Consider the following 22,070-nt stretch of genomic DNA (forward strand, 5'->3'; position numbering starts at 1 on the left):
AAAACCGATGCACAGACGTACAGTTTTGAAAGCCGGCTTCGGCCTGGCCGCCCTGCCGCTCATGTCCCGCTTCGCATTCGCGGCGGATCAGAAGCCTATATCTTTCTGGTACGAATCCGCTTCACCGGAGAACCAGGATAACCTCAAGAACATCCTGATCGATCCGTTCAATGCGGCGCATCCCGAAGACCTCCTGAGCATCGACTTCCGCGGCTCGGATCTCGACAAGCAGCTGCGCGTCGCGATGCTTGCCGGCACCGGCCCCGATGTCGTCTTCACGGCCGGCCCGAGCTATGTCGCGGCAATGGCCCAGGCCGGTCAGCTTATGCCGCTCGACGACTACGCCAAGAAATATGGCTGGAATGAGCGCCTGCTGCCGCTTTTCCTTGATCTCGGCCGTTACAACGGCAAACTCTACGCGCTGGCAAAGACATACGAAACGCTTGGCCTTTTCTACAACAAGACCTTGTTCGACCAGAACAAATGGAAAGTGCCAACGACGATATCAGATTTCGAGGCGCTCGCCGACGAGATGAAGGCCAAGGGCCTGACCCCGTTTGGCGCCGGCAATGCTGACTGGCGCCCTGCCAACGAGCATTATGTCTCGATCGCCTTCAACTCGATTGCGGGACCAGAGAATGTCTACAAGGCGCTGACGGGCGCAATCCCCTGGACCGATCCCGCCTTCGTTCACTCGATCGACAAGCTCGCCGAGTGGTGGGACAAGGGCTATTTCGGCGATAATTATTTCTCGCTAACGCTCGAGCAGGCCTTTGCGCAGATCGCCAGCGGCCAGGCTGGAATGGCGCCGACCGGCACATGGAACTTCACCAACGTCCAGACCTATTTCCCACAAAACAATGCGGAACCCGGCTTTGTCGGCTTCCCGAGCGAGAAAGGTGATCCGATCTTCGCGCTTGGCATCGGCTCGACACTGTCGATCAATGCCAAGTCGGGCAATGCGGACGGCGCCGCTGCGGTTCTCGATTACATGTTCACGGATGACTACTACAGCAAGATGAACTCGGTCTGGCAGGGCGAATGGAACCTGCCGCTGGCCGATCTTTCCAAGGTCAAGCTTTCCGACAAGGTGCTACCTCTTTACGAGGATGCGATGAAAGAGCTAGCCGGCGCTGTCGCCGCCGGCAAATACGGCTACACGACCTGGACCTTCCTGCCACCTGCCACCGACACCTATCTGGTCAGCGGTATGGAAGAAGTCTGGCTTAAGAAAACGAAGTCGGCCGACTTCCTGAAGAAGCTCGATGAGACCTTCAAGCAGGAACGTGACGCCGGCAAGGCGCCAGCGGTTCCAGCGCGCACCTGATCTGGCCGCAGGGCGGCGCGCCAGGCGCTGCCCTCCCCGGAGGACAATATGCACCGACTTTATCTCGTCCCGACGATGGTCATCAACATTGCCATCGTCCTCGTGCCCGCCTTGCTGACGGTGGCGCTCGCCTTCTGCAATTGGGATGGCATTTCCCCGCCCACCTTTGCGGGCCTCGACAATTTTCGCGCGCTTGCCGACGACCGTGTCTTCTGGCTAGCGCTCGGCAACAATATTATCTGGACCGTCGTCTTCCTGACGGTGCCGATCCTCATGGGATTGCTCGCCGCGTCGATGCTGCTCATCGTGCGCCGTGGCAGCAATTTCTTTCAGGTCGTCTACTTCCTGCCCGTCGTCATCGCGACCGCAATCACGGCCCGCATCTGGCAGGGGATGATCTATAGCCCCGTGACCGGCGTCTTCGGGCTTCTCAAGAAATACGGGCTGCCGATCCCCAATCCGCTGACGCAGCCGCCGATCGCGCTTTTCGGCGTCGCGACCGTCGACCTCTGGCATTGGTGGGGCTTTCTCTGCGTCATCTTCTTCGCCGCACTCCGCCAGGTGCCGCAGGAGCAGATCGAGGCGGCCCGCATCGAGGGTGCGACCTATTTCCAGATGATGCGCTATGTGCTGCTGCCCGGCATCCGGCCGACCATCACGCTGATGATGATCATGACGGTGATCTGGTCGTTCCTTGCCTTCGATTTCGTCTACATCCTCACCCAGGGCGGCCCGGCGTTCTCCAGTGAATTGCTCTCGACGCTCGCTTATCGCAAGGCGTTCTACGACCTGAACGTCGGCCAGGCCGCAGCCGCAGCCCTTGTCATCAGCCTCTTCGGGCTCATCGGCACCTTCTTTTACGTGCGCATCCAGACCAGGGAGGGCGAACAATGAGGCTCGTGGAAAGCCGGCTGACCCTTTGGGTCTGCTATATCCTTCTGGCAACCTTTGCCTTCATCGCCCTGTTCCCGATCGCGCTTCTGGTGCTGAACTCGCTGAAGCCGGCGGCGCAGATCGTGCAGAACCCGCTCGGACTGCCGCAGCCGATCCGCTGGCAGAATTTCGCCAATGCCTGGAACCACGCCAAATTCTCGAAGACCTTCATCAACTCGTTGATCGTCTCCGGCACGACGATTGCGCTCGTCTGCACGACATCGTCGCTGACGGCGTATGTGATCGCGCGCCGCAAGATCAAGAGCTGGAAGATCTTCACCTTCTATCTTTTGGCAACGACGACCGCACCGATCCAGCTTTATATCTTCCCGCTCTATTTCGGCTTCGCGAAGCTCGGGTTGATCAACAACATCTTCGGCGTGGCGCTGATCTACACCGCGCTTTACAGCCCCTTCGCCGTAATGCTGCTCAGGACCTATTTCCTCGCGGTCCCGAAAGAGCTCGAGGAGGCGGCGATCGTCGACGGCGCCACGCACTGGCAGGTCTTCTGGCGGGTGATGCTGCCGATCGTCTCGCCGGGCATTCTGACCGTGGCGCTCATCATCGGGCTGAATTCGTGGAACGAGTTCCTGATCGCCACGACCTTCCTGCAGAAGCAGGAGAACATGACAGCCGTCATCGCCTTCTTCCTGCTGTCCGGCCAGTACAGCTCCGACTGGGGCGAGATCATGGCCGCGGCCCTCATCATCGTCGTGCCCGTCGTCGCGCTTTTCGTCTTCATGCAGAAGCGCTTCATCGAGGGCATGGCCGGCGGCTCCGTCAAAGGCTGAACGAATTCATCGATTAAATGGAGTGAGCAATGCAGCTTCCGAACGATTATCTCGAACGTGTCTATGCCGGCGTCCTGGGCAAGCTCATCGGCGTCTATCTCGGCCGCCCTTTTGAAGGGTGGACCTACCAGAAGATCATGGAAGAGCTAGGCCCGATCGAATATTACGTGCATGAGCGTCTGAACCAACCACTCGTCGTTACCGATGACGATGTCGCCGGCACCTTCACCTTTATCCGCGCCCTTGAAGATTACGGTATCAAGCCAAACCTTTCGGCTGAGGAAATCGGCAAGGCCTGGCTCAACTACATCGTCGAGGAACGCTCGATCCTGTGGTGGGGCGGCAACGGCAACTCGACCGAACACACTGCCTGGCTCAATCTCAAGAAGGGCGTCCCGGCACCGCATTCCGGCTCGATCGCCACCAATGGCCAGGGCGTTGCCGAGCAGATCGGCGCCCAGATCTTCATCGACGGATGGGCGATGGTGGCACCTGGCCAGCCGGAACTCGCGGCCAAGCTCGCCGAACAAGCCGGCAAGGTTAGTCATGACGGCGAATCCGTTTACGCCGCCATGCTGTGGGCGGCGATGGAAGCGGAAGCGTTTGTCGCCTCCGACATCGACCATCTGATCGACACCGGCCTGAAACTGATCCCCGGCGACAGCCTGATCGCAAAGCTGATCGCCGACATCCGGGCCTGGCACAGGGCTCATCCCGATTGGCGCGACACGCGCCAGAAGATCCAGGACAATTACGGCTATGACAAATATCCCGGCAATTGCCATGTCATACCCAACCATGCCTTGATGATCATGACCGTGCTCTATGCGCCGCACGACTTCCAAAAGGCGCAGATGATCGTCAATACGTCGGGCTGGGATACGGATTGCAACGCCGGCAATGTCGGCTGCCTGCTCGGCATCATGAACGGTCTCGATGGGCTTGGCGAAGGCCCGGACTTCCGAGGCCCTATCGCCGATCGCATGCTGATCTCGTCGGCTGATGGCGGCAACTCCATCAACGATGCCGTGCGGCAGGCTTATTTCCTGACCAATCTCGGCCTTCAGCTTGCCGGCCATCAGTCGCTTGGCACGCCGAAGAACGGTGCGCAATTTCATTTCTCTCTGCCGGGAAGTCAGCAGGGGTTCCGTCCTCAGACAGGTCTCGATGCGGCAAATGGCGTGCGCGTCGGCAATACGGAATTCGAGAGCGGCCGGGCGCTGACGATCGATTACGAAGCGCTTGGGCCAGCCCAAACCGCCGTCGTGACGACGCCCACCTTCTCGCCGCGCGAAATGCTCGACATGCGCACCTACGACCTTATGGCGACACCACTCGTCTATCCGGGACAGATCGTAAAAGCCCGCATCAAGGCCGAACAGCAGAACCGTGGCGCGATCGAAGCTCGCCTGCGTATCCGTGTCTACAATGAACGCGACCAGTTGAGTGACATCGACTCTGCTGCAGTTGTTATCGAGCCCGGCTCGGAAGCCATTCTCGAATGGACGCTTCCCGAGGCCGACGGCCAGCCGATCGCCGAAATCGGCATCGCGGTGAACGGCACCGGTCGGCGCGCCGATGGTCGGCTGCTCGTCGATTATCTCCGCTGGGACGGAGCGCCAAAGCTTACGCTCAAGCGTCCGGCCGGCGATGGCGATTTCTGGCGCATGGCCTGGGTGAATGGCGCTAGCTTCTTCTCCAAGCGCTTCCCGGCCGCCTTCCGTATCTCGCAAAACAGCGGCGAAGGCATCATCATCCACGGCACGCGGCAATGGACTGATTATCAGGCGTCGGGTCAGGTGATGATCCATCTCGGCAATTATGGTGGACTTGCCATCCGTGCACAGGGCCTGCGCCGCTATTACGGCGCCCGCGTGACACGCGACGGCAAGATGCAGATTGTCAGGGTGCGCGACGAGGACACCAAAGTGCTTGCCGAAACGGCCTTCAGAACCGAATTCGACAAGCACATTTCAATGAAGGTCAAGGCTGACGGCGCACGCATAACCTTCGAGGCCGATGGCGTTTCGATAACGACGGAGGATACATCCGCAGATGCCTTCCGTGACGGCGGCGTCGGCCTTCTCGTTCACGAAGGGGCCTTGTCATCAAACGAGATCCGGATCGGAGGCGTATAATGGCGACAGTCACCATAGACAAGGCTCGCAAAGCCTACGGTGCCGTGGAAGTTCTCCACGGCGTCTCGGTCGACATCGCCGACGGCGAATTCGTCGTCCTCGTAGGGCCGTCGGGCTGCGGCAAGTCGACCCTGCTCAGAATGATCGCGGGCCTTGAAGATATCACCGGCGGCACGATCGGCATCGGCGGACGCGTCGTCAATAATCTGCCGCCCAAGGAACGCGACATCTCCATGGTCTTTCAGAATTATGCGCTCTATCCGCATATGACGGTTGCCGAAAACATGGCCTTTTCGCTGACACTTGCCGGCGCCTCGAAGGACGAGAAGCAGAAGCGCGTGGCGCATGCCGCGCAGATTCTCGGCCTCACCGATCTCCTCGGACGTTATCCCCGCCAGCTCTCCGGCGGCCAGCGCCAGCGCGTCGCCATGGGCCGCTCGATCGTCCGCAATCCACAGGTCTTCCTCTTCGACGAGCCGCTGTCGAACCTCGATGCGAAACTCCGCGTCGCCATGCGCGCCGAGATCAAAAGCCTGCACCGGCGCCTTGCAACGACCACCATCTACGTCACCCACGACCAGGTCGAGGCGATGACGATGGCGGACCGCATCGTCGTCATGAATGGCGGCCATATCGAGCAGATCGGCCGGCCGCTCGAACTCTACGATAATCCGCAGAGCACCTTCGTCGCCGCCTTCATCGGCTCTCCGGCGATGAACCTGCTGAATGGACGCTTTGACAGTAACGGCGGCCGGTCGGTCTTCAAGACGAATGACGGCATCCTATTGCCTCTGCCCGACGCCGCGCCAAAACTCGTCGGCGTGGAGGGTGTTTACGGTATCAGGCCGGAATACTTCGCCTTGTCACCGGCAAATGTCGGCATTCCGGCGCGCGTGGTGGTGGTCGAGCCCCTCGGCTCGGAAACCCATGTCACCGCGACCGTGGGTGAACAGACGATCGTCACCGTCTTCCACGACCGGCTCGATATAGAGCCGGAAGAGACGATCTGGCTGCAGCCACGGACGGAGCGTATCTGCCTGTTCGATGCTAGCGGGCACCGGCTGGCGAACCAGGCCGTCGAGCGAAACCTGCAGCATTCGTGACGCCAAAGCGCCGCCGCAAGGCGGCGCTTTGGCCCGTACCCATGTCGAATTTTATCGGAATACTCGCTCGATCAATCGATCGGGCCTGCCACACCAGTTCTCACGGCCATATCGGCAAGGCTGACGTCGAGCGTTGCCGGATCGATCGACTGGCGCACCTTCAACAGCATATTCCCGAGATCCTCCATCATCTCGCGAACGAATTTCTCCGTACGGGCGCGGTCTCCCGAAACAATGAAGCGCAACAGCGATATATGGCTTTCGACCGTCGTCTCCATCGGAGCGCCGGGGCCGAGATAGGTATGGTATATCCAGCCGGTGCGGCGATAGAGCGTCTGCAGCGGGATGAGGGTGTTTGCCAAAAGCGGCTCACCGGACGCCGTGAGGATCGCCCTGTTCAATAGCCTATCGGTGACGTTGAACCGCTCGAGGCTGAGATCCGCTTTGGAAGCTTCGAGATCGGTGATGAAGGTTCGGAGGATCTTGTGATCCTGCGGGGTCGCACGCTCGCTCGCCAGACCGCAGGCGATCGCTTCCATTTCCGTACGCAAGGGAAGCAACGTTCGCTCCTGCGACAGATTGACGGGCGCGATATGCAGGCCCGAGCGCGGACTGACATGAATGAGTTGGTTGGCCGAGAGACGCTTGACCGCGTCGTGCACCGGCGTGCGGCCAAGACCGGATTGCTGCTGTAGCTGCTGGATCGTGTAGCGCGCGCCCGGCAAAAGCTCGGTGGAAACGATCATGCTTTCCAGGCGATCATAGGCCTCCTCCGACAGGCTTCGAGGCTGCTTTTCCTTCTTCATCATCGCGCTGTCGATCTTTTCCCGCTCGAATTCACCTCTGTCTCCGCCATCCGATTCACAAGCAGCCGGCATTGACTTTCGGCTCCATATATCAAAATTATTGCCCTATGTGAAATTTCAGATTAGTAGCGTGATATTTCATATAGGGAGGATTTCATGACAATCGAACACGCATCAACGGTCAGCGCTATGCGCCGGCCATCCACGAACAGACGCTGGTGGATCGGCGCACTTCTCGCGCTCGGCGTCCTCGTCAATTATTTCGACCGGGTGAACCTGACGGTCGCCTCGCCGCTCATTCAGGACGATTTTCACATCGGCCCGGCAGAGATGGGCATCCTGTTCAGCGCCTTCGGCTGGACCTACGGTTTTCTGCAAATTCCCGTGGGCATGCTGCTCGACCGCTTCGGCGTGATGCGCGTCATGCGTTGGAGCACCTTCTCCTGGGGCATTGCGTCGGTCATCACCGCTTTCTCGACCGGTATGCAGACGCTCTTTCTGTCCCGCATGCTTCTCGGCGTCGCGGAAACTCCGGGCTTTCCCGCTAATTCGAAGGCAACCGGCTACTGGTTTCCACGCCATGAGCGGGGGCTGGCGACCGCGCTCTTCGATGCGGCTGCAAAATTCTCCAACGTCATCGCCATTCCACTGGTCGCCTTCCTGATGCTGCATTTCGGCTGGCGCGGCGGCTTCGTGGCGACAGCGATCATCAGCTTCGTCTTCTTCGCGATGTTCTGGCTGTTCTATCGCGACCCCAGCGCCGACAAGAATCTCTCGAACGAGGAACGGGCCTACATTAAGGCCGGCGGCGCTGCCCAGGAAGGCGAAGCCTCGGCCAATGCCGTCGGCATGCTTGGTTATCTCCTGCGCAATCGCAAGGTCTGGGGCCTTTCCATCGGCTTTGCCGCCTATGGCTATGCCTTCGCCCTCTTCATCTTCTGGCTGCCGAATTATCTGGTCTCAGAGATGCACATGGACATCCTGAAATCGGCAAGCTTCACGACGATCCCCTGGATCTTCGCGACGATCTCGGATCTCTTGATCGGCGGTTGGCTGATCGACCACCTCATCCGCAAGGGGCATGACGAATCCCGCGTGCGCAAGACGATCATCGTCTTCGGCATGCTGATGGGCCTAGCCGTCGTCGGCGCAGGGCTCACCGCCGATCCCTATTGGGCGATCCTCTGGATCACCATTTCGCTGAGCGGCCTTGCCGCTGCAGCACCGGCCGGATGGTCGATCCCTGCACTGATCGCGCCGAAGGGTGGCGCGGCGACGGTCGGCGGCATCATGAATTTCCTCAACAGTGTTACCGGCATTGCCGCTCCGATCATCACCGGCTTCATCGTCGGCGCCACGCAGTCCTTCAGCCGCGCCTTCCTTCTGGCCGGCGCGATGCTGGCGATCGGCATCGTCTCGTATGTCTTCATCCTCGGTCGCATCGAGCCGATCGCCGATCCGAAGGCCTGATTTCGATCAAAGACCAAGAAAGGTTTCCTATGAAAATCACCAATGCGAAGGTCATCGTCTGCTCGCCCGGACGCAACTTCGTCACGCTCAAGATCGAGACTGACGAAGGGATTTATGGCATCGGCGACGCCACGGTGAACGGCCGCGAACTGGCCGTCGCCTCGTACCTGCAGGATCACCTCGTTCCCTGCCTGATCGGCCGCGACGCATCGCAGATCGAGGATATCTGGCAGTATTTCTACAAGGGCGCCTATTGGCGTCGCGGCCCGATCACCATGGCGGCGATCGCCGCCGTGGACGTGGCCCTATGGGACATCAAGGCCAAGGCAGCCAACATGCCGCTTTATCAGCTGCTTGGCGGCGCCAGCCGCACCCACATGCTGACCTATACCCATGCCAACGGCGAGACGATCGAGGAGACGGCTGACAAGGTTGCCGCCTTCAAGGAGCAAGGCTGGAAGGCGATCCGAGTTCAGAGCGCCGTTCCCGGCTTGCCCGTCACCTACGGTGTCGAAAAGGTCGGCTCGCTGGCGCAGGCGGAAGACAAGCCGCGGGAAACGCTCTGGGATACGCCGACTTATCTGCGTTTTCTGCCAAAGCTCCTCGATCATCTGCGCGATCGCTTCGGCTATGAGCTCCATCTTCTCCATGACGTCCACCACCGCCTGACGCCGCAGGAAGCGGCAGGGCTTGCGAAGGAAGTAGAGCGCCACAGGCTCTTCTGGCTCGAGGACGCCGTTCCAGCCGAAAACCAGGAATCCTTCCGCCTCATCCGCCAGCATTCGACCACGCCGCTGGCGCTCGGCGAGGTCTTCAACTCGATCCATGATTGCCGCCAGCTCATTCAGGAGCAGCTGATCGACTATATCCGCACCACGCCCCTGCATGCCGGCGGCATTACGCATGTGCGGCGCATCGCCGATCTTGCCGGCCTCTATCATATCCGCACCGCCTGCCATGGTGCGGCCGACATGTCGCCGATCACCATGGGCGCAGCACTGCATTTCGACCGATGGGTGCCGAATTTCGGCATTCAGGAATATGCCTTCCATCCCGACGAAGCAAAGAACGTCTTCCCGCACGAATGGCATCTGAAGGACGGCCACCTCTATAGCGGCGAAAAGCCAGGCCATGGCGTCGACATCGACGAGAAGGCCGCCGAGAAATACCCCTATCGGCAAGCCTATCTCGATGTCGCGCGGCTTTCCGACGGAACCATGTGGAGCTGGTGATTGCATGACGGACCAGCCGGCTTTTCCAGGCCGGCTGGTCCTTTCAGTTGACGTCGCTTTCGCGGATGCGGTCGGCAAGATCGAGAAAATTCTGCCGCATCCGGCGCAATGTGAAATCAAGGCCGAATAAACGGCCGGTTTCGCTGAAACCCATCAATTGCGCCTCCGTCGAAGTCTGCAGAGCACTGAAAGCGGCTTCGAAAGCCGCGTCTCCGGTGGAGAGTACCTCGGCGTCGATCTCCGCGCCGGTGCGCAGCGCCCGGCCGCATACCTCGGCGAAGCGGGCCTGCGCCTCAAGCACCCCTGCCGCCTGCGGCCCGATCGCTCCGACGATTGCCGCTGGAAACGGCGTCTCGATGATATGGCTGACATAGGTCATGTCGTTGCGAATGCGCCAGAGCGAACGAGGGATGGCTTCCGAAATCCCATGCTTCGTCAGCCAGAAGGCGCGCTCGCGCTGGGCGTCGGTCAGAAGCGTTTCCGTTGCCATCAGCGACTGACGCAGCGCGATATTGGCTTCCGTTGCCGAGACGGCTTCACCCTTTTCGACCGCACTTGCCAGAGTGCGCAATATCTGCGCCATGACATCGAGAGCCGATCCGAAACGATCAAGCACCATGGTCCGTGAGCGCGTCGGCAGGATGAAGAGGCTGGCGAGCACGCCGACGACACCGCCCAGCGTGATCTCGGCGATGCGGTCGATCACGAAAATTTCGACGGGAACGGCGGCAGAATGCGTCAGCATGACGATCGCCGCCGTCAACCCGGCATTGCGCAAGCGAGGCACGCGCGCCGCCACAAAGCTCGAAAAACCGACGACACAGATAAGCGCGATCCCGATAGCGAGCGGCTCGTGCGGTGTGACGAATACCGCCGCCCCGCCAAGCACGGCCCCGGCGACGGTCGCCACCAGACGGTCAACAGCCATGCCAGCCGTGGCGCCGACAGATGCCTGCATGACGATCAGCACGGTAAAGACGGCCCAATAGCCTTGCTGAAGATGCAGAAGCTGGGAGACGGCATAGGTGATCGTGCAGGCGATCATGACCCGCAGTGCCTGCACAGCGGCGCGCTTGGTCTGGATCAGCGATATCCTGGGCTTTGACGGGGGCTGGCTTTGAGACGATGCGGGCTCGGTCATCGCGCAACTTTTAGTCTGAAAACGTATGCTGACAATGGCCGTTAGGGTCTTGCCCCTCCCCCTGCTGCAACGCCGATCGCGGAATGAACCCGCGACGTACAATGGCAGTATTCGGCCTGATATGGAAGGAGAGCGGATAACGACAAGTCATCCAGCGTCTCGCCGTACTCCCTCTTCGGAAGCACGGCTTTGACCGATGGCTAAGGCTCGGATCTTACGCTCAAACCGTGGCGGACGCCGCAGACGTCGGCGAGGTCTCCTCAACGAGAACCTGACGCAGCCGTGCTTCCTGATCCGGTGAAAGCGAGGTGCGCAACAGCCGCGCATGCTCGCCCTTGAACTCGGCAAGCACCTTCTCGGGCTGAACCTTGCGGATCAGCAGGAAGAGCGCGGAGCTATGTACCGGAATAGTTTCGGCGAGCTTCTCGATGAGGCCGTCATCGATGCCGTAATCCGACATCGATCCGGCGAGAGCACCGGACCCGGCACCGATCGCACCGCCGACCACTAGGCCGGCAAGAGGGTTGAGGAAGATCAGGCCAACGAGCGAACCCCATAGCGCACCCGAAAGGCCACCGCTTGCGGCACCGGCCGCCGTCAGATTGACACTCTGCTTGAGTCGGACCTTGCCGGACTCGTCGCGAACGGCGATGACGGCATCTTCCAGATCGATCAGGTATTCCTTCTCGAGCTGAACAAGACGATTGAGAACAGCATCCGCCTTGTCGGCATCATCGAAACCAAGCACTATGAGTTCTGACATCGAAATCCTCCGGGTCGTGTTGTCGAGACAAGAAGTAGGGGCATCGGGCCGGTCAGTGGACAGCCGTGCTGATCAACCGGTAAGGATGAGTAGCATTGAACTGCGAGATCATTGCGACAGCCTGTTGCAGCAGCTCTTCCGCCTGTTCGGGATCGTCGCGGGCCAGTTCGTCGGCGTTGATACGGATTGCTTCCGCCATATTGGTGGAAAGCGCCGCAAACTGTTGATTGCCCTCAACAAGAGCCTCGCGCGCGTTGCCTTCCAGCGTCCGGGCGACATCGATGAGAATTTCCTCACGCTCTTCGACGCTGAGATCTTCGATAGTCTTTGTTCTGTCTTCCATTTTGGTCACTCCTAACAGACGTGATTGCAGCCGAGCTCATAAAGCCTCGACTACTACTCACTTAGGAAGACGCAAATTCAGGTTCAAGGTTCCCTTCTTGCCCGACCCGCTGGCCGTGAAATCGTAAAATCAGCTCGCATATCGCGCTTCCAGCAAGTCCAGTTCCCGCACGAGCTTTGCAGCAACTTCGTTGCCGAGCTGCCTGGCCCGCAGCTTGCGGAAGATTTCCGTTCGCTCGGCACGAACGGCCGCCAGCCGCAGCTCCAATTCGATGCGCATCGTGCGCTTGGAGAGCGCCATCTCCTCGTCGCCGCCGGTCTGGTTGCGGATGCGTTCGCGATAAAGCTCCATGACGCGTGAAGCGGCTTCCACATAAAGATCCGCATCCACCTGTCCCTTGGAGAGCGAGTGCTGCAGGCGCGCGATTTCGGTGATCGCGGCCCTTGCCGCGTCGACCCGCGCGGCCGCTTCGTCCTCCTCATGTTTGGTATCTTGCGGAAGTTCGAGATTTTTCAGAAGCGGCGGCAGGAAAAGCGTCGCCAGAATCAAGGACATGATGATGACGCCCATCGCCAGGCAGATCGCAAGATCGCGGGCGGGAAAGGGCGCGCCATCATTCAGGGTGAAAGGCAGGGTCAGCACACCGGCGAGCGTGATGGCGCCGCGAACGCCGGCAAAGGAAAACGCCGCAAGAATGCGCCAGTTCGGCGAGGTCTGGTGCTGCCGCCTTTGACGAAACAACGTCAGATGAAGCGACACCCAGGCCCAGGTAAACCGCAATGCGGCAAGGCCGAAAGTGAGCCCGACGACATAGGCAGCAAGCCACCAGAATTCGTGGTGTCCCGTCACTTGGACTGTGGCGGAGGCTTTTTCCGCTATCGACGGCAGCTGTTCGCCGAGGAGGACGAAGATCGTGCCATTCGCGGCAAACTGGATCATGTCCCATACGGCGCTGCGGCGTACGCGAGTGGCCGCCATGGCGCGCCCCGAACTCTCCGCCACACTCATCGTCGTTCCAGCCGAAACCGCAGCCAGAATCCCGGAACAATGGAGATGTTCGGCGATGAGATAGGCGGCGAAGGGAATGAGAATGCTGACGAGGATTTCCGAACCGCTCTCCTCGCCATAGCGAAGCGATACGCGCGAGCTTAGCCATGTAATGGTCCAGGTCACGCCGACACCGATCGCAAGGCCGCCGAATGCGGTCCACAGAAAGCTGAGCGTGGCGTCATAGAGCGAAAAGCCACCCGTCAGGGCCGCCGCGATTGCAAACCTCAGGCAGACGAGACCGGATGCATCATTCAGCAGGGCCTCGCCTTCGAGTATGTGCATCATGCGCGGCGGGATCGGCACCCGCTGCGCGATCGCGGATACGGCGATCGGATCTGTCGGCGAAATGACGGCTGCCAGCGCGAAGGCGACGGGAAGCGGCATTGCGGGGATCATCCAGTGAATGAGCAGACCGGCGCCAAGAACGGTGAAGACGACAAGCCCCAAGGCCAGTTCCACCACGACATTCATGTCCCGCTTTAGCTCGTCGGCGGCAATACGCCATCCGTCGAGGAAGAGCAGCGGCGGCAGGAACAGCAGAAAGAAAATCTCGGGATCGAGCCTCACGCTGAAATCGGCCGAGAGGCCGATAACGGCCCCCAGCGCTATCTGTATCAAGGGCAACGGCAGGATGATGGGTATCGCTCGGGAAATCGCGCCGCTGACGACGATCGCCAATAGAAGGACGAGTGTCGTGGTGATTATTTCCATTGCCCCGCCCTTCGCTTGGCATGCCTGCACAGTCCCAAGGTTGCCGACGATCACTATCGGCGTGCCTTGGCCTTTGCGTTCTTTAAAACAAACTCAAGCGTAAATGAGAAGTGCGGCACCGCTCCGGCTGAACCGGCGCAGCTGTATAAGGCAAGTAGCGCCATGCCCGATCGCTCTTTTATTCTTCCCATTCTTCGTCGTCGACCGAAAGCAGATCCACCAGGGTTGCAACGGTTCCTGCAGGCAGGTGGCGCCCCTCGCCGATCAGTGCCTCATCGCTGTTGACCCAGGCCCAAGCTTCCGAAAGCTCCGTCGGCGTGGCGCCCGTCGCAACGATTTCCGCGATCAGCGTCTCGTCCACAGGGCCGAGTACGGAGGTGACGTCTTGCGAGGTCAATATCATATCCTGCTCCTCTTCCTGTTCGTCAGACCATGAACATCTGAGAATATAGAAAGTGACAACGGGACTTCCACCAGCATCGATGGGATGAACGTCCACCCCTTCCCGCATAAGTGGTTGATATATTTTTGTTTTGGTTCAGCGTGATCGGGAGAAAACCTTTCGAAATTTCATGTATGGCGCCCGCAAACGGCTGACGCCGCGCGCCATCCCAGATGGCGCCCGGTTCCGGAAACGTCGATCGAGCAGCGCCCGAAATGGGCTGGGGAGAATTATTCCGCCGCTACGGCAACAGCATCCCGAGTTTCCTCGAGCGCACGCACCAGCGGAATGACATGTTTTCCGAAATACTCGACCTCCTCCTGAAAATGCAGGAAGCCAAGCAGGATCAGATCGGCGCCGGCCTGCTTCAGCGCGACGACGCGTTCGGCCACCTGCTGCGGCGTGCCGATCAGGTTCGAGCGGAAGCCGTCATTGTACTGCACGAGGTCATCGAAGGAGGATTTCGCCCAGTTGCCTTCTCCTTCTGGAGAGGCCTTGCCGGCGTTCTTCACCTCATGGCCGAAGGCCTTGACCGCATCGGGATTGGCTTTCTCGATGATCTCGGCAAGAACCGCCCTGGCTTCCTCTTCCGTCTCACGCACGATCGCGAAGGCATTGACGCCGACGCGCACATGATGGCCGTTCGCCTTTGCCTTGGATTGAATATCGTCCACCTGCCTGGCAATCTCCTCGGGCGTATTGCCATTGGTGAAATACCAGTCCGACACGCGCGAGGCCATGTCACGCGCCGCGCGCGACGAGCCGCCCTGGAAGATTTCCGGCTGCGGATCGATCGGCTTCGGCTTCAGCGAATAATCGGTGAAGCGATAGAAATCGCCACGGAAGGTGAAGCTGTCTTCCGTCCAGATGCCGCGCAGTGCACGGATAAACTCTTCAGAGCGGCGATAGCGTTCGTCGTGATCGAGCCAGGGTTCGCCAATGGCCTGGAACTCGCCGCGGAACCAGCCGCTGACGATATTGACCGCAACGCGGCCATTGGTCAGGTGGTTGATCGTGGCAATTTGCTTGGCCGCCAGCGCCGGCGTCCAAGGGCCGGGCAGAATTGCTGCAATGACTTTCAGCTTGGTTGTCGACTCCAGCAGAGCATGGCTGAAGGAGACGGATTCATGCTGATATTCGGCACCATAGCCGGCGGTGAAACGGATCTGGCTCAGCGCATAATCGAAACCACTCGCCTCGGCGATCTGCGCGAGCTTTCTGTTGTAGTCGATCGTCCAGCTGGTGCGCTGCTCGATGTTCGAGATGACCAACCCGCCTGACACGTTCGGCACCCAGTAGGCGAATTTCAAAGCTTCTCTGTTCGCATCGCTCATTGATATCTCCCGGTTTGAATTGTCCTCTGCCGAGCACAAGGATGAAGATCCCAACCCATCGAGGTTATACTCTATAGATTTTATGGCTTATCGAACAAACCCATTCCAAGTTTCAGCTGTTTTGCGAAAAAGCTGCGTTGCGAACCCCGCTCGACGAGGACATTCACCTGAGAAGGAAGCTTGAGGGGCTAAAAGTGGGACAGTCGCCGATGGCCATAATGCGGCCGTAAAACCGGCAAATCAAAGCACCCGCCGTCCCGATATCTCGATCAGGCAATCGGGAAATCGGCTCAAAGTCGCGTAGATCGCGAGCCGATTAGAATGTCGGGCCGGCTGCGCCGCCCTTCAGCGTGAAGTAAGCAAAGGCTGCTAGGAAAAATGCGATCACGGCCAGGATCGCAACAAGACGCTTGAGCCAGGGAGGCGTTTGCCTCGGCGGCTTGGGCTTGGGACGACGTTCAAACTTGATGACATTATCGGACATGACAATCGATTAGCGAAGAACAAACGGTTTGCCAATCCGGTGCGAGCGTCAGAGACGCGACGTTTCCGCAATCGGCCAGACGTAATGCCCAATTCATCCAAACTCTCAATCTTGCTCGCAACGCTTCGGGGTGGCGGATATTGGATTGAAACTCACAAACCCCGAAGGTGCCTTCTTGAATATCCTCAATAAAATTCGCCCCTGGAGCCCGCAGCAGCGTGCATTGATTGTCCCATTCCCGGCGGCACAGGATCTGCCCGAACGCAAATCCCGGGCAACGACCGGCGATGGCCCGATTGTGGCATTTTTTACCGAAGGCAGTTTTTACGAGCAGGAAAAGGAGCGTATGGCCCATTCCGCGGAGCGGATCGGGCTGAAGGTACATGCAACGGCGGTGCCCAGCGCTGGCAGCTGGGTACTGAATGCCGGGCTGAAACCCGGCTTCCTGCTGCAGGAAAGGGCGAGGCTGCGCGGCCCCATGCTTTATGTCGACGTCGATGCCGTCTTCCACCGCAATCCCTGGCCGGAACTTCGCAAGCTCGAGTGCGACCTTGCGGTCTACTACGAAGCCGATGCACGTCTCATCAGCGCGACCATTCTCATCAACGATACGCCGGGGGCGGTGCAGTTGATCGAGCGCTGGCGGGAAGGATGCCTTGCCAAGCCCGACGTGTGGGATCAGGTCGTTCTGGAGGAAATCATCGCCGAAGACGCCGCAAGCGCGAAACCGCAATTCCGGGTCGTCAAGCTGCCTGCCTCATTCTGCTGGATATTCGATCGGGTCGAGAATGGTGCTGTCGACGAAGTCTTCATCGAGCAGCTACAGGCAAGCCGCGAGGCGACCAAGCGCAAACGCTGGTTTGGCCGCATCGGCAAACGTCTGAAGCGTCGCCGCGATCGGGTCGAGGAAATCGAGCGCGTCCTAAACGGTGACAATTGGGGCACGCTTCGAACGAGCCTGCAACAGGATCAAACCTGAATCACAGCATGTCGCCGAGCGTCCAATGGTTGTTCCACCTGGCATCGATCTCGTCCTCGACGTTCTGATAGCGAATATCGGTGGAGAGGCGTAGGCGCTGCTGCCCGTCCTGGTTGGTGGTCGAGGCGTGGATCATGAAGGGTGAATGGAGCATGACGTCGCCTGCCTCATAGTCGGCGACCAGCCAGCGCGTATCGAAGCGTTCCGCCATGTCGGGCAGATCCTTCGAAACCCAGCCACCCTCCGTCATGTTGCGGTTGAAGGCGCTGACGCGTTCTTCGGGGCTGAGATCCCCGTTCTTTTCGCCAAACTCCCGCTCCATGTTGAGGCCGATCGCATGCGATCCCTCCAGGTAGGTCAGACCACCCATTTCGACGGGAATATCCCCGATCGGTATCCATGCCGTCACGATCCGGCTGGTGCCGCTACGAAGATAGACCAGATCATAATGGGCTGGCGTCGCCGTCGTCGTTCCCGGCCGGACGTGGCGCATGATCTTGCGCTTGTGCAGATAGGAAATGCCCGACAGAAATTCGTCCATGAAGCGCGAAATACGCGGCTGCGCGCAAAAGCCTTCATAGGCCACGGAGCGCACAAGCGACATCAGGCAACGGTCGACGTCCCGGCCCTCCGGCGCCGAAGCAGACGATATGCCATCCCTTGGGTCCGTTCCCTCCTCAATCAACCCCGTCTTCGCCATATGGCCGAAGACCCAGCCGCGAAAATCGATCACATCCTTGCGCGGCAGGAAACCCTTGAGCCACACATAGCCATTCTCTTCGTAAAGTCGGCGGATTGCCTCAACACCGATACCCGGATCGGTCGGCGTCAGGAAGCCAAGCCGATGAGACGCCGTGGAAAGAACCTTTCCATTGGCAACGAGGTTAGGCTCGCTCCTACCGGATTGCACGGCTTGCATGGGAATCGACATTTCACTCGCCTGTGGTTTGAGTTGATTGCCCATTGAATCTAGCAGGCCGTGATGTTTCACTACATGGACGAAAATCATACTGGACTTTTCGCTCACCATGCGACCAACGGAAGCTATCTATCGATCACCGCTCGCAGCCGCCGGAGGACTGGCCGTCACCGGCAGCGGCAGGCAGCATGCCATGCATGCCGTCAGGGCACGGAAGCTGCCGAGTTACGCCGTAGTTCTCGTCGAAAGCGGCCAGGGTTTTCTTGAAACGGACACCGCCGGCCGCAGAAGCGTGAAGGGGCCGGCGATTTTCTGGCTCTTCCCGAACCGCCTGCACTCTTATGGTCCCGATGTGCAAGGCTGGAGCGAACGGTGGGCGCTCTTCGAAGGCTCGCTCGTGCGAGACTTCCTGCGTCTGCGCCTCATCAGCGAACAGAACCCAATCACTATCCTGCGCAATCCCGACAGCGTGCAGCGTCTCCTCAGTAATATCCACAGCGACCTCATGGAAGATACCAATCTGTCGAGAGCCGCGGCCGCGGCCGCTCTTCATCAGATCGTCATTCTGATCGCACGCCAGGCAAGCCAGATCGTTCCCCCTCCTCAACAAGGCTCAGATATCGGCGAAATCATCGAAGCCCTTCGCCAAAGAGCAACACAATCCCTCGATATGGTGGCCTTTGCCGCTGAATATGGCATGTCGCCCGCAACGCTGCGCCGAAAAATCACGGCGGAGGTCGGGCTGCCGCCGAAGGGTTTTCAGCTTCGCGTACGCATGGATCATGCCAAGGAACTGCTGACGATGACGGATGACAAGATCGAGATCATTGCCTCAAGGATCGGCTTCGAGGATCCGTTTTATTTCTCCCGACTATTTCATGAGCGTGAAAACTGTACACCACGCGAATTCCGCGCCCGTTACCGAAGAAGCTGACCGGCCAGGACGCACCGATGCGGACTCCGTTGACACCGACCTCTGTTACGCCGTGTCATTGCCCGATGGCTCCCGCTCCAAATTCCGGCGCCGCCAGGAAGCCGGCGCCTCGCCGACCCGCTTGCGGAAAAAGCGCGAGAAATAGGCGGGATCTTCAAAGCCCACCTCGCGGCCGATATCCTCTACCGATCGAATAGTGAACATCAGCAGACGCTTGGCTTCCAGCAGCCGCCGGTCCAAAAGCATCTCCTTGACGCTATGGCCGAACACCTCGCGCGCCGCCTTGTCGAGCAGATGCGGCGTCGTGGCGAGTAGGTCGACATAATTGCCCACCGGCCAATCGCTCTTGTAATGCCGATCGACGGCGCTGCGCAGCGCCAGGGCTAGCGTGACCATGGGCGAGGCCGATGGCAGCGCCGCACTGCCACCGAGCCGATTCATCAGCGACAGCACGACACCGATCAAGCCCAGCATGACCTTTTCGCTCTGGCTGCCACGCTCGCGGTACTCCGCGCTCACCAATTGCAGCAATGTGTCGACCTTTTGCCAGGACGGATCGTCTGGACGGGCCATCAGAAAGGTCGGCGCATCGAGGCTCAGATCCACCTGAGGCGCCAGCGCCTTCAGCGTGTCGTCCGATACCGAGACGACGATGGCGTCGGACTGATCGTCGACTTCGAATCCGTGGATGATGTTGCTCGGCACGAAGCTGATCGTCGGAGCGGAAAAATTCCAAGTCCGATCCTCGATCCGATAACGGCCGCCGCCCTTGTACCAATAGGTGATCTGCCCCATCAGCGGATGTTTATGAGACGCGACATGTCCAAAATGCAACGTTTTGCGATCCATAACCGTTTCAACATGCAGGAATCCGACATCAAGCGCCCGGCTCGGCACGCCATAGACAAAGAAATTCGGGATTTCGTTCTTCTGCGACATGCCGGAAAAAGTACCAGCGAATTGCCCCCTTTGTCCATGGCCGCGACGACCTGTCGGACGTAGCATTCGTCATGATCTCAAGGGAGGAATACGAGATGCGAGCTGAAGATCACCGCGGCGACAAGACCCGTCCTTTTACCGGCGCCGAATATCTGGAAAGCCTGCGCGACGGGCGAGAAGTCTACATCAATGGCGAGCGCATCGCCGATGTGACCACGCATCCCTCGATGCGCAATTCCGTCCGCTCGCTGGCGCGCATGTATGATGCGCTGCACGACGAAAAGACCAAGGATCGCTTGACCTCGCCGACCGATACCGGATCGGGCGGCTATACCCACAAATACTTCCGGGTTGCGAAATCCTCCGCCGAACTTGTGGCCCAGCAAGGCGCGATCGCCGATTGGGCGCGCATGTCCTATGGCTGGATGGGCCGCACGGCCGATTACAAGGCGGCGCTCATGAACACGCTCGGCGCCAATGCCGACTGGTACGGCCCATTCAAGGACAATGCACTGTCCTGGCACAAGCGAGCGCAGGAATCCGTGCTCTTCATGAACCACGCGATCGTCAATCCGCCGATCGACCGCCACAAACCGGCCGATGCCGTGAAAGACGTCTTCGTCCACATCACCAAGGAAACCGATGCGGGCATCTATGTCTCCGGCGCCAAGGTGGTGGCGACGTCTTCGGCGCTGACCCACTACAACTTCCTTGCCCAGAGTTCGGCAACCGTTACCGAAGACCCGTCGCTGTCGGTCATGTTCATCGTTCCGATGAATGCGCCCGGGATCAAGATGTTCTGCCGCGTTTCCTATGAGCAAACCGCCAATACCGTGGGTCATCCCTTCGATTATCCGCTGTCGTCACGCTTCGACGAGAACGATGCGATCCTGGTGCTCGATAATGTCTTCGTGCCCTGGGAAGACGTGCTTGTCCTGCGCGACGCCGCAAAAATCCTCTCCTTCCACCCGGCCTCGGGCTTCATGCACGGCTATTGCTTCCAGGGCTGCACGCGCTTCGCCGTCAAGCTCGATTTCATCGCCGGGCTGCTGGCAAAGGCGCTGCGCGCCACCGGCGGCGATGCTTTCCGTGGCAATCAGGCGGCTCTCGGCGAAATCATCGCGCTTCGCCACATGTTCTGGTCCTTCTCCAATGCCATGGCTTACAATCCGCAGCCTTGGGCCAATGGTGCAGTGCTGCCGAACATGGAAGCCGCGCTTTCCTACCGCACTTTCATGTCGGAGGCCTATCCGCGCGTCATCGAAACGGTGCGCAGGGTTATCGCCTCGGGGCTGATCTACCTGCCGTCTTCGGCCAAGGATTTCGGCAATCCGGAGATCGACCGTTATCTCGCGCAATATGTGCGCGGGTCCAACGACATGGGTCATATCGAGCGCATCAAGATCATGAAGCTGCTCTGGGACGCCACAGGCACCGAATTCGGCGGACGTCACGCCCTCTATGAGCTCAACTATGCCGGCGCGCCGGAGGAAGTCCGCCTGCAGGTGCTGAAGGGCGCCGAGCGCGGCGGTCGGCTGAAGGAGATGGAGGCGCTTGTTGATCAGTGCATGAGCGATTACGACGAAAACGGCTGGACTGGAGACACCTGGCTTCCGCCGCTCGGTGACACCTCCCCCGTCCGCAATGCCGCCGAGTGAGGCCATTGCTATGGAGGAGCAACTTTCAAAAACTGAATTCCGCAACGCCATGGCAAGGGTTTGCGCGCCGGTCAACGTGATCACCACCAACGGCCCCGCCGGCCGCGGCGGCTTTACCGCGACCGCCATGTGCAGCGTCACCGACGAACCGCCGACGCTGCTCATCTGCATGAACAGCCGCTCGGCGCAAACAAGCCTCTTCCTCGATAACCGTCGCTTCTGCGTCAACGTGCTGACGCAGGAGCATAAGGAACTGGCCGGCTATTTCGCCGGTCAGCGTGCCGATATGGAGGAGCGCTACGCCGCGGCCGAGTGGATCAATTTCCGCTCCGGCAGCCAAGCACTTTCCGATGCGATCGTCTCCTTCGATTGCCGCTTGACCGAAGCGCGCCTTGTCGGCACACACCATATCTTCATCGGTGAAGTGATGGATATCCGCAGCCGCAAGGATGGGCATGCGCTGCTCTATTTCGACCGTAACTATGTGCATGTGCCGACCCAGGCGGGCAGCTTCGGCGGCTAGGTGTCGAAGGTCTGACGGGTCATCGCCGGAAATAGAAACAGGATGCCAAC

General features: G+C 59.6%; 20 protein-coding genes. 11 read left to right on the forward strand and 9 right to left on the reverse strand.

Annotation, left to right across the window (positions count from 1 at the left end):
* Positions 1-7 precede the first annotated feature (7 nt).
* From ABOK31_RS20450 to ugpC, 5 genes are read left to right on the forward strand one after another with little or no spacing between them, the layout of a single operon-like run.
* Positions 8-1,327 (forward strand): extracellular solute-binding protein, encoded by a 1,320-nt coding sequence (locus tag ABOK31_RS20450; protein ID WP_349960345.1) that lies wholly within the window; start codon positions 8-10, stop codon positions 1,325-1,327.
* Between the two features lie 48 nt (positions 1,328-1,375).
* Positions 1,376-2,221: a sugar ABC transporter permease gene (locus ABOK31_RS20455; RefSeq protein WP_349960347.1), complete on the forward strand. Its 846-nt coding sequence runs from the start codon at positions 1,376-1,378 to the stop codon at positions 2,219-2,221.
* The gene (locus ABOK31_RS20460; protein WP_174181081.1) at positions 2,218-3,051 is read left to right on the forward strand and encodes a carbohydrate ABC transporter permease; all 834 of its coding nucleotides are present in this window, start codon (positions 2,218-2,220) and stop codon (positions 3,049-3,051) included. Before ABOK31_RS20455 ends, ABOK31_RS20460 begins: the two co-directional genes overlap by 4 nt.
* Before the next feature lie 29 nt (positions 3,052-3,080).
* Complete coding sequence (locus ABOK31_RS20465; RefSeq protein WP_349960349.1) at positions 3,081-5,189, forward strand: ADP-ribosylglycohydrolase family protein; 2,109 nt, start codon at positions 3,081-3,083, stop codon at positions 5,187-5,189.
* Entirely contained in the window at positions 5,189-6,292 is a 1,104-nt protein-coding gene (ugpC, locus tag ABOK31_RS20470) for a sn-glycerol-3-phosphate ABC transporter ATP-binding protein UgpC (RefSeq protein ID WP_349960350.1), read from the forward strand. The genes ABOK31_RS20465 and ugpC overlap by 1 nt, the downstream gene beginning before the upstream one ends.
* 71 nt (positions 6,293-6,363) lie before the next feature.
* Here the strand turns inward: ugpC and ABOK31_RS20475 are convergent, their stop codons facing one another.
* Positions 6,364-7,170, reverse strand: coding sequence for a GntR family transcriptional regulator (locus ABOK31_RS20475; RefSeq protein ID WP_174181087.1), 807 nt, complete (start codon positions 7,168-7,170; stop codon positions 6,364-6,366).
* A gap of 84 nt (positions 7,171-7,254) precedes the next feature.
* Between ABOK31_RS20475 and ABOK31_RS20480 the strand changes: the two genes are divergently transcribed.
* Together ABOK31_RS20480 and manD are read left to right on the forward strand one after the other, a co-directional pair.
* Entirely contained in the window at positions 7,255-8,568 is a 1,314-nt protein-coding gene (locus ABOK31_RS20480) for an MFS transporter (protein ID WP_349960353.1), read from the forward strand.
* 29 nt (positions 8,569-8,597) lie between these two features.
* Positions 8,598-9,800: a D-mannonate dehydratase ManD gene (manD, locus tag ABOK31_RS20485; protein ID WP_174181089.1), complete on the forward strand. Its 1,203-nt coding sequence runs from the start codon at positions 8,598-8,600 to the stop codon at positions 9,798-9,800.
* A gap of 43 nt (positions 9,801-9,843) precedes the next feature.
* Here manD and ABOK31_RS20490 read toward each other — a convergent pair whose 3' ends face one another.
* The 6 genes from ABOK31_RS20490 to sfnG form a co-directional block, all read right to left on the reverse strand.
* Positions 9,844-10,941, reverse strand: a complete 1,098-nt coding sequence (locus ABOK31_RS20490; protein ID WP_349960354.1) for an FUSC family protein — start codon at positions 10,939-10,941, stop codon at positions 9,844-9,846.
* Positions 10,942-11,161: 220 nt separating this feature from the next.
* Positions 11,162-11,704 (reverse strand): DUF1269 domain-containing protein, encoded by a 543-nt coding sequence (locus ABOK31_RS20495; protein ID WP_174181093.1) that lies wholly within the window; start codon positions 11,702-11,704, stop codon positions 11,162-11,164.
* Positions 11,705-11,756: 52 nt separating this feature from the next.
* A complete protein-coding gene (locus ABOK31_RS20500; protein ID WP_349960356.1) occupies positions 11,757-12,047 on the reverse strand; it encodes a hypothetical protein in 291 nt (96 codons plus the stop codon).
* A gap of 129 nt (positions 12,048-12,176) precedes the next feature.
* Positions 12,177-13,808: a Na+/H+ antiporter gene (locus ABOK31_RS20505; RefSeq protein ID WP_349960358.1), complete on the reverse strand. Its 1,632-nt coding sequence runs from the start codon at positions 13,806-13,808 to the stop codon at positions 12,177-12,179.
* A gap of 178 nt (positions 13,809-13,986) precedes the next feature.
* Positions 13,987-14,211: a hypothetical protein gene (locus ABOK31_RS20510; RefSeq protein ID WP_349960360.1), complete on the reverse strand. Its 225-nt coding sequence runs from the start codon at positions 14,209-14,211 to the stop codon at positions 13,987-13,989.
* Between the two features lie 269 nt (positions 14,212-14,480).
* Positions 14,481-15,584 (reverse strand): dimethylsulfone monooxygenase SfnG, encoded by a 1,104-nt coding sequence (sfnG, locus tag ABOK31_RS20515; RefSeq protein ID WP_174181101.1) that lies wholly within the window; start codon positions 15,582-15,584, stop codon positions 14,481-14,483.
* 629 nt (positions 15,585-16,213) lie between these two features.
* Here sfnG and ABOK31_RS20520 point away from each other — a divergent pair.
* Complete coding sequence (locus ABOK31_RS20520) at positions 16,214-17,047, forward strand: putative nucleotide-diphospho-sugar transferase (RefSeq protein WP_349960362.1); 834 nt, start codon at positions 16,214-16,216, stop codon at positions 17,045-17,047.
* A 1-nt stretch (position 17,048) separates the two neighbouring features.
* Here the strand turns inward: ABOK31_RS20520 and ABOK31_RS20525 are convergent, their stop codons facing one another.
* Entirely contained in the window at positions 17,049-17,978 is a 930-nt protein-coding gene (locus tag ABOK31_RS20525; protein WP_349960364.1) for a phytanoyl-CoA dioxygenase family protein, read from the reverse strand.
* 97 nt (positions 17,979-18,075) lie between these two features.
* On the opposite strand from ABOK31_RS20525, the gene ABOK31_RS20530 reads away from it, so the two are divergent.
* Complete coding sequence (locus ABOK31_RS20530) at positions 18,076-18,900, forward strand: AraC family transcriptional regulator (RefSeq protein WP_349960365.1); 825 nt, start codon at positions 18,076-18,078, stop codon at positions 18,898-18,900.
* Between the two features lie 45 nt (positions 18,901-18,945).
* Here ABOK31_RS20530 and ABOK31_RS20535 read toward each other — a convergent pair whose 3' ends face one another.
* On the reverse strand, positions 18,946-19,839 hold the full coding sequence (locus ABOK31_RS20535) for a helix-turn-helix domain-containing protein (protein WP_349960366.1): 894 nt from the start codon (positions 19,837-19,839) through the stop codon (positions 18,946-18,948).
* A 95-nt stretch (positions 19,840-19,934) separates the two neighbouring features.
* Here ABOK31_RS20535 and ABOK31_RS20540 point away from each other — a divergent pair, with 95 nt between their 5' ends.
* On the forward strand, positions 19,935-21,497 hold the full coding sequence (locus ABOK31_RS20540; protein WP_349960368.1) for a 4-hydroxyphenylacetate 3-hydroxylase N-terminal domain-containing protein: 1,563 nt from the start codon (positions 19,935-19,937) through the stop codon (positions 21,495-21,497).
* Between the two features lie 10 nt (positions 21,498-21,507).
* Positions 21,508-22,020, forward strand: a complete 513-nt coding sequence (locus ABOK31_RS20545) for a flavin reductase (protein ID WP_174181111.1) — start codon at positions 21,508-21,510, stop codon at positions 22,018-22,020.
* The last annotated feature ends 50 nt before the right edge of the window (positions 22,021-22,070 follow it).

Source organism: Rhizobium sp. ZPR4, assembly GCF_040215725.1.
In the GTDB taxonomy this organism is placed as follows: domain Bacteria; phylum Pseudomonadota; class Alphaproteobacteria; order Rhizobiales; family Rhizobiaceae; genus Rhizobium; species Rhizobium rhizogenes_D.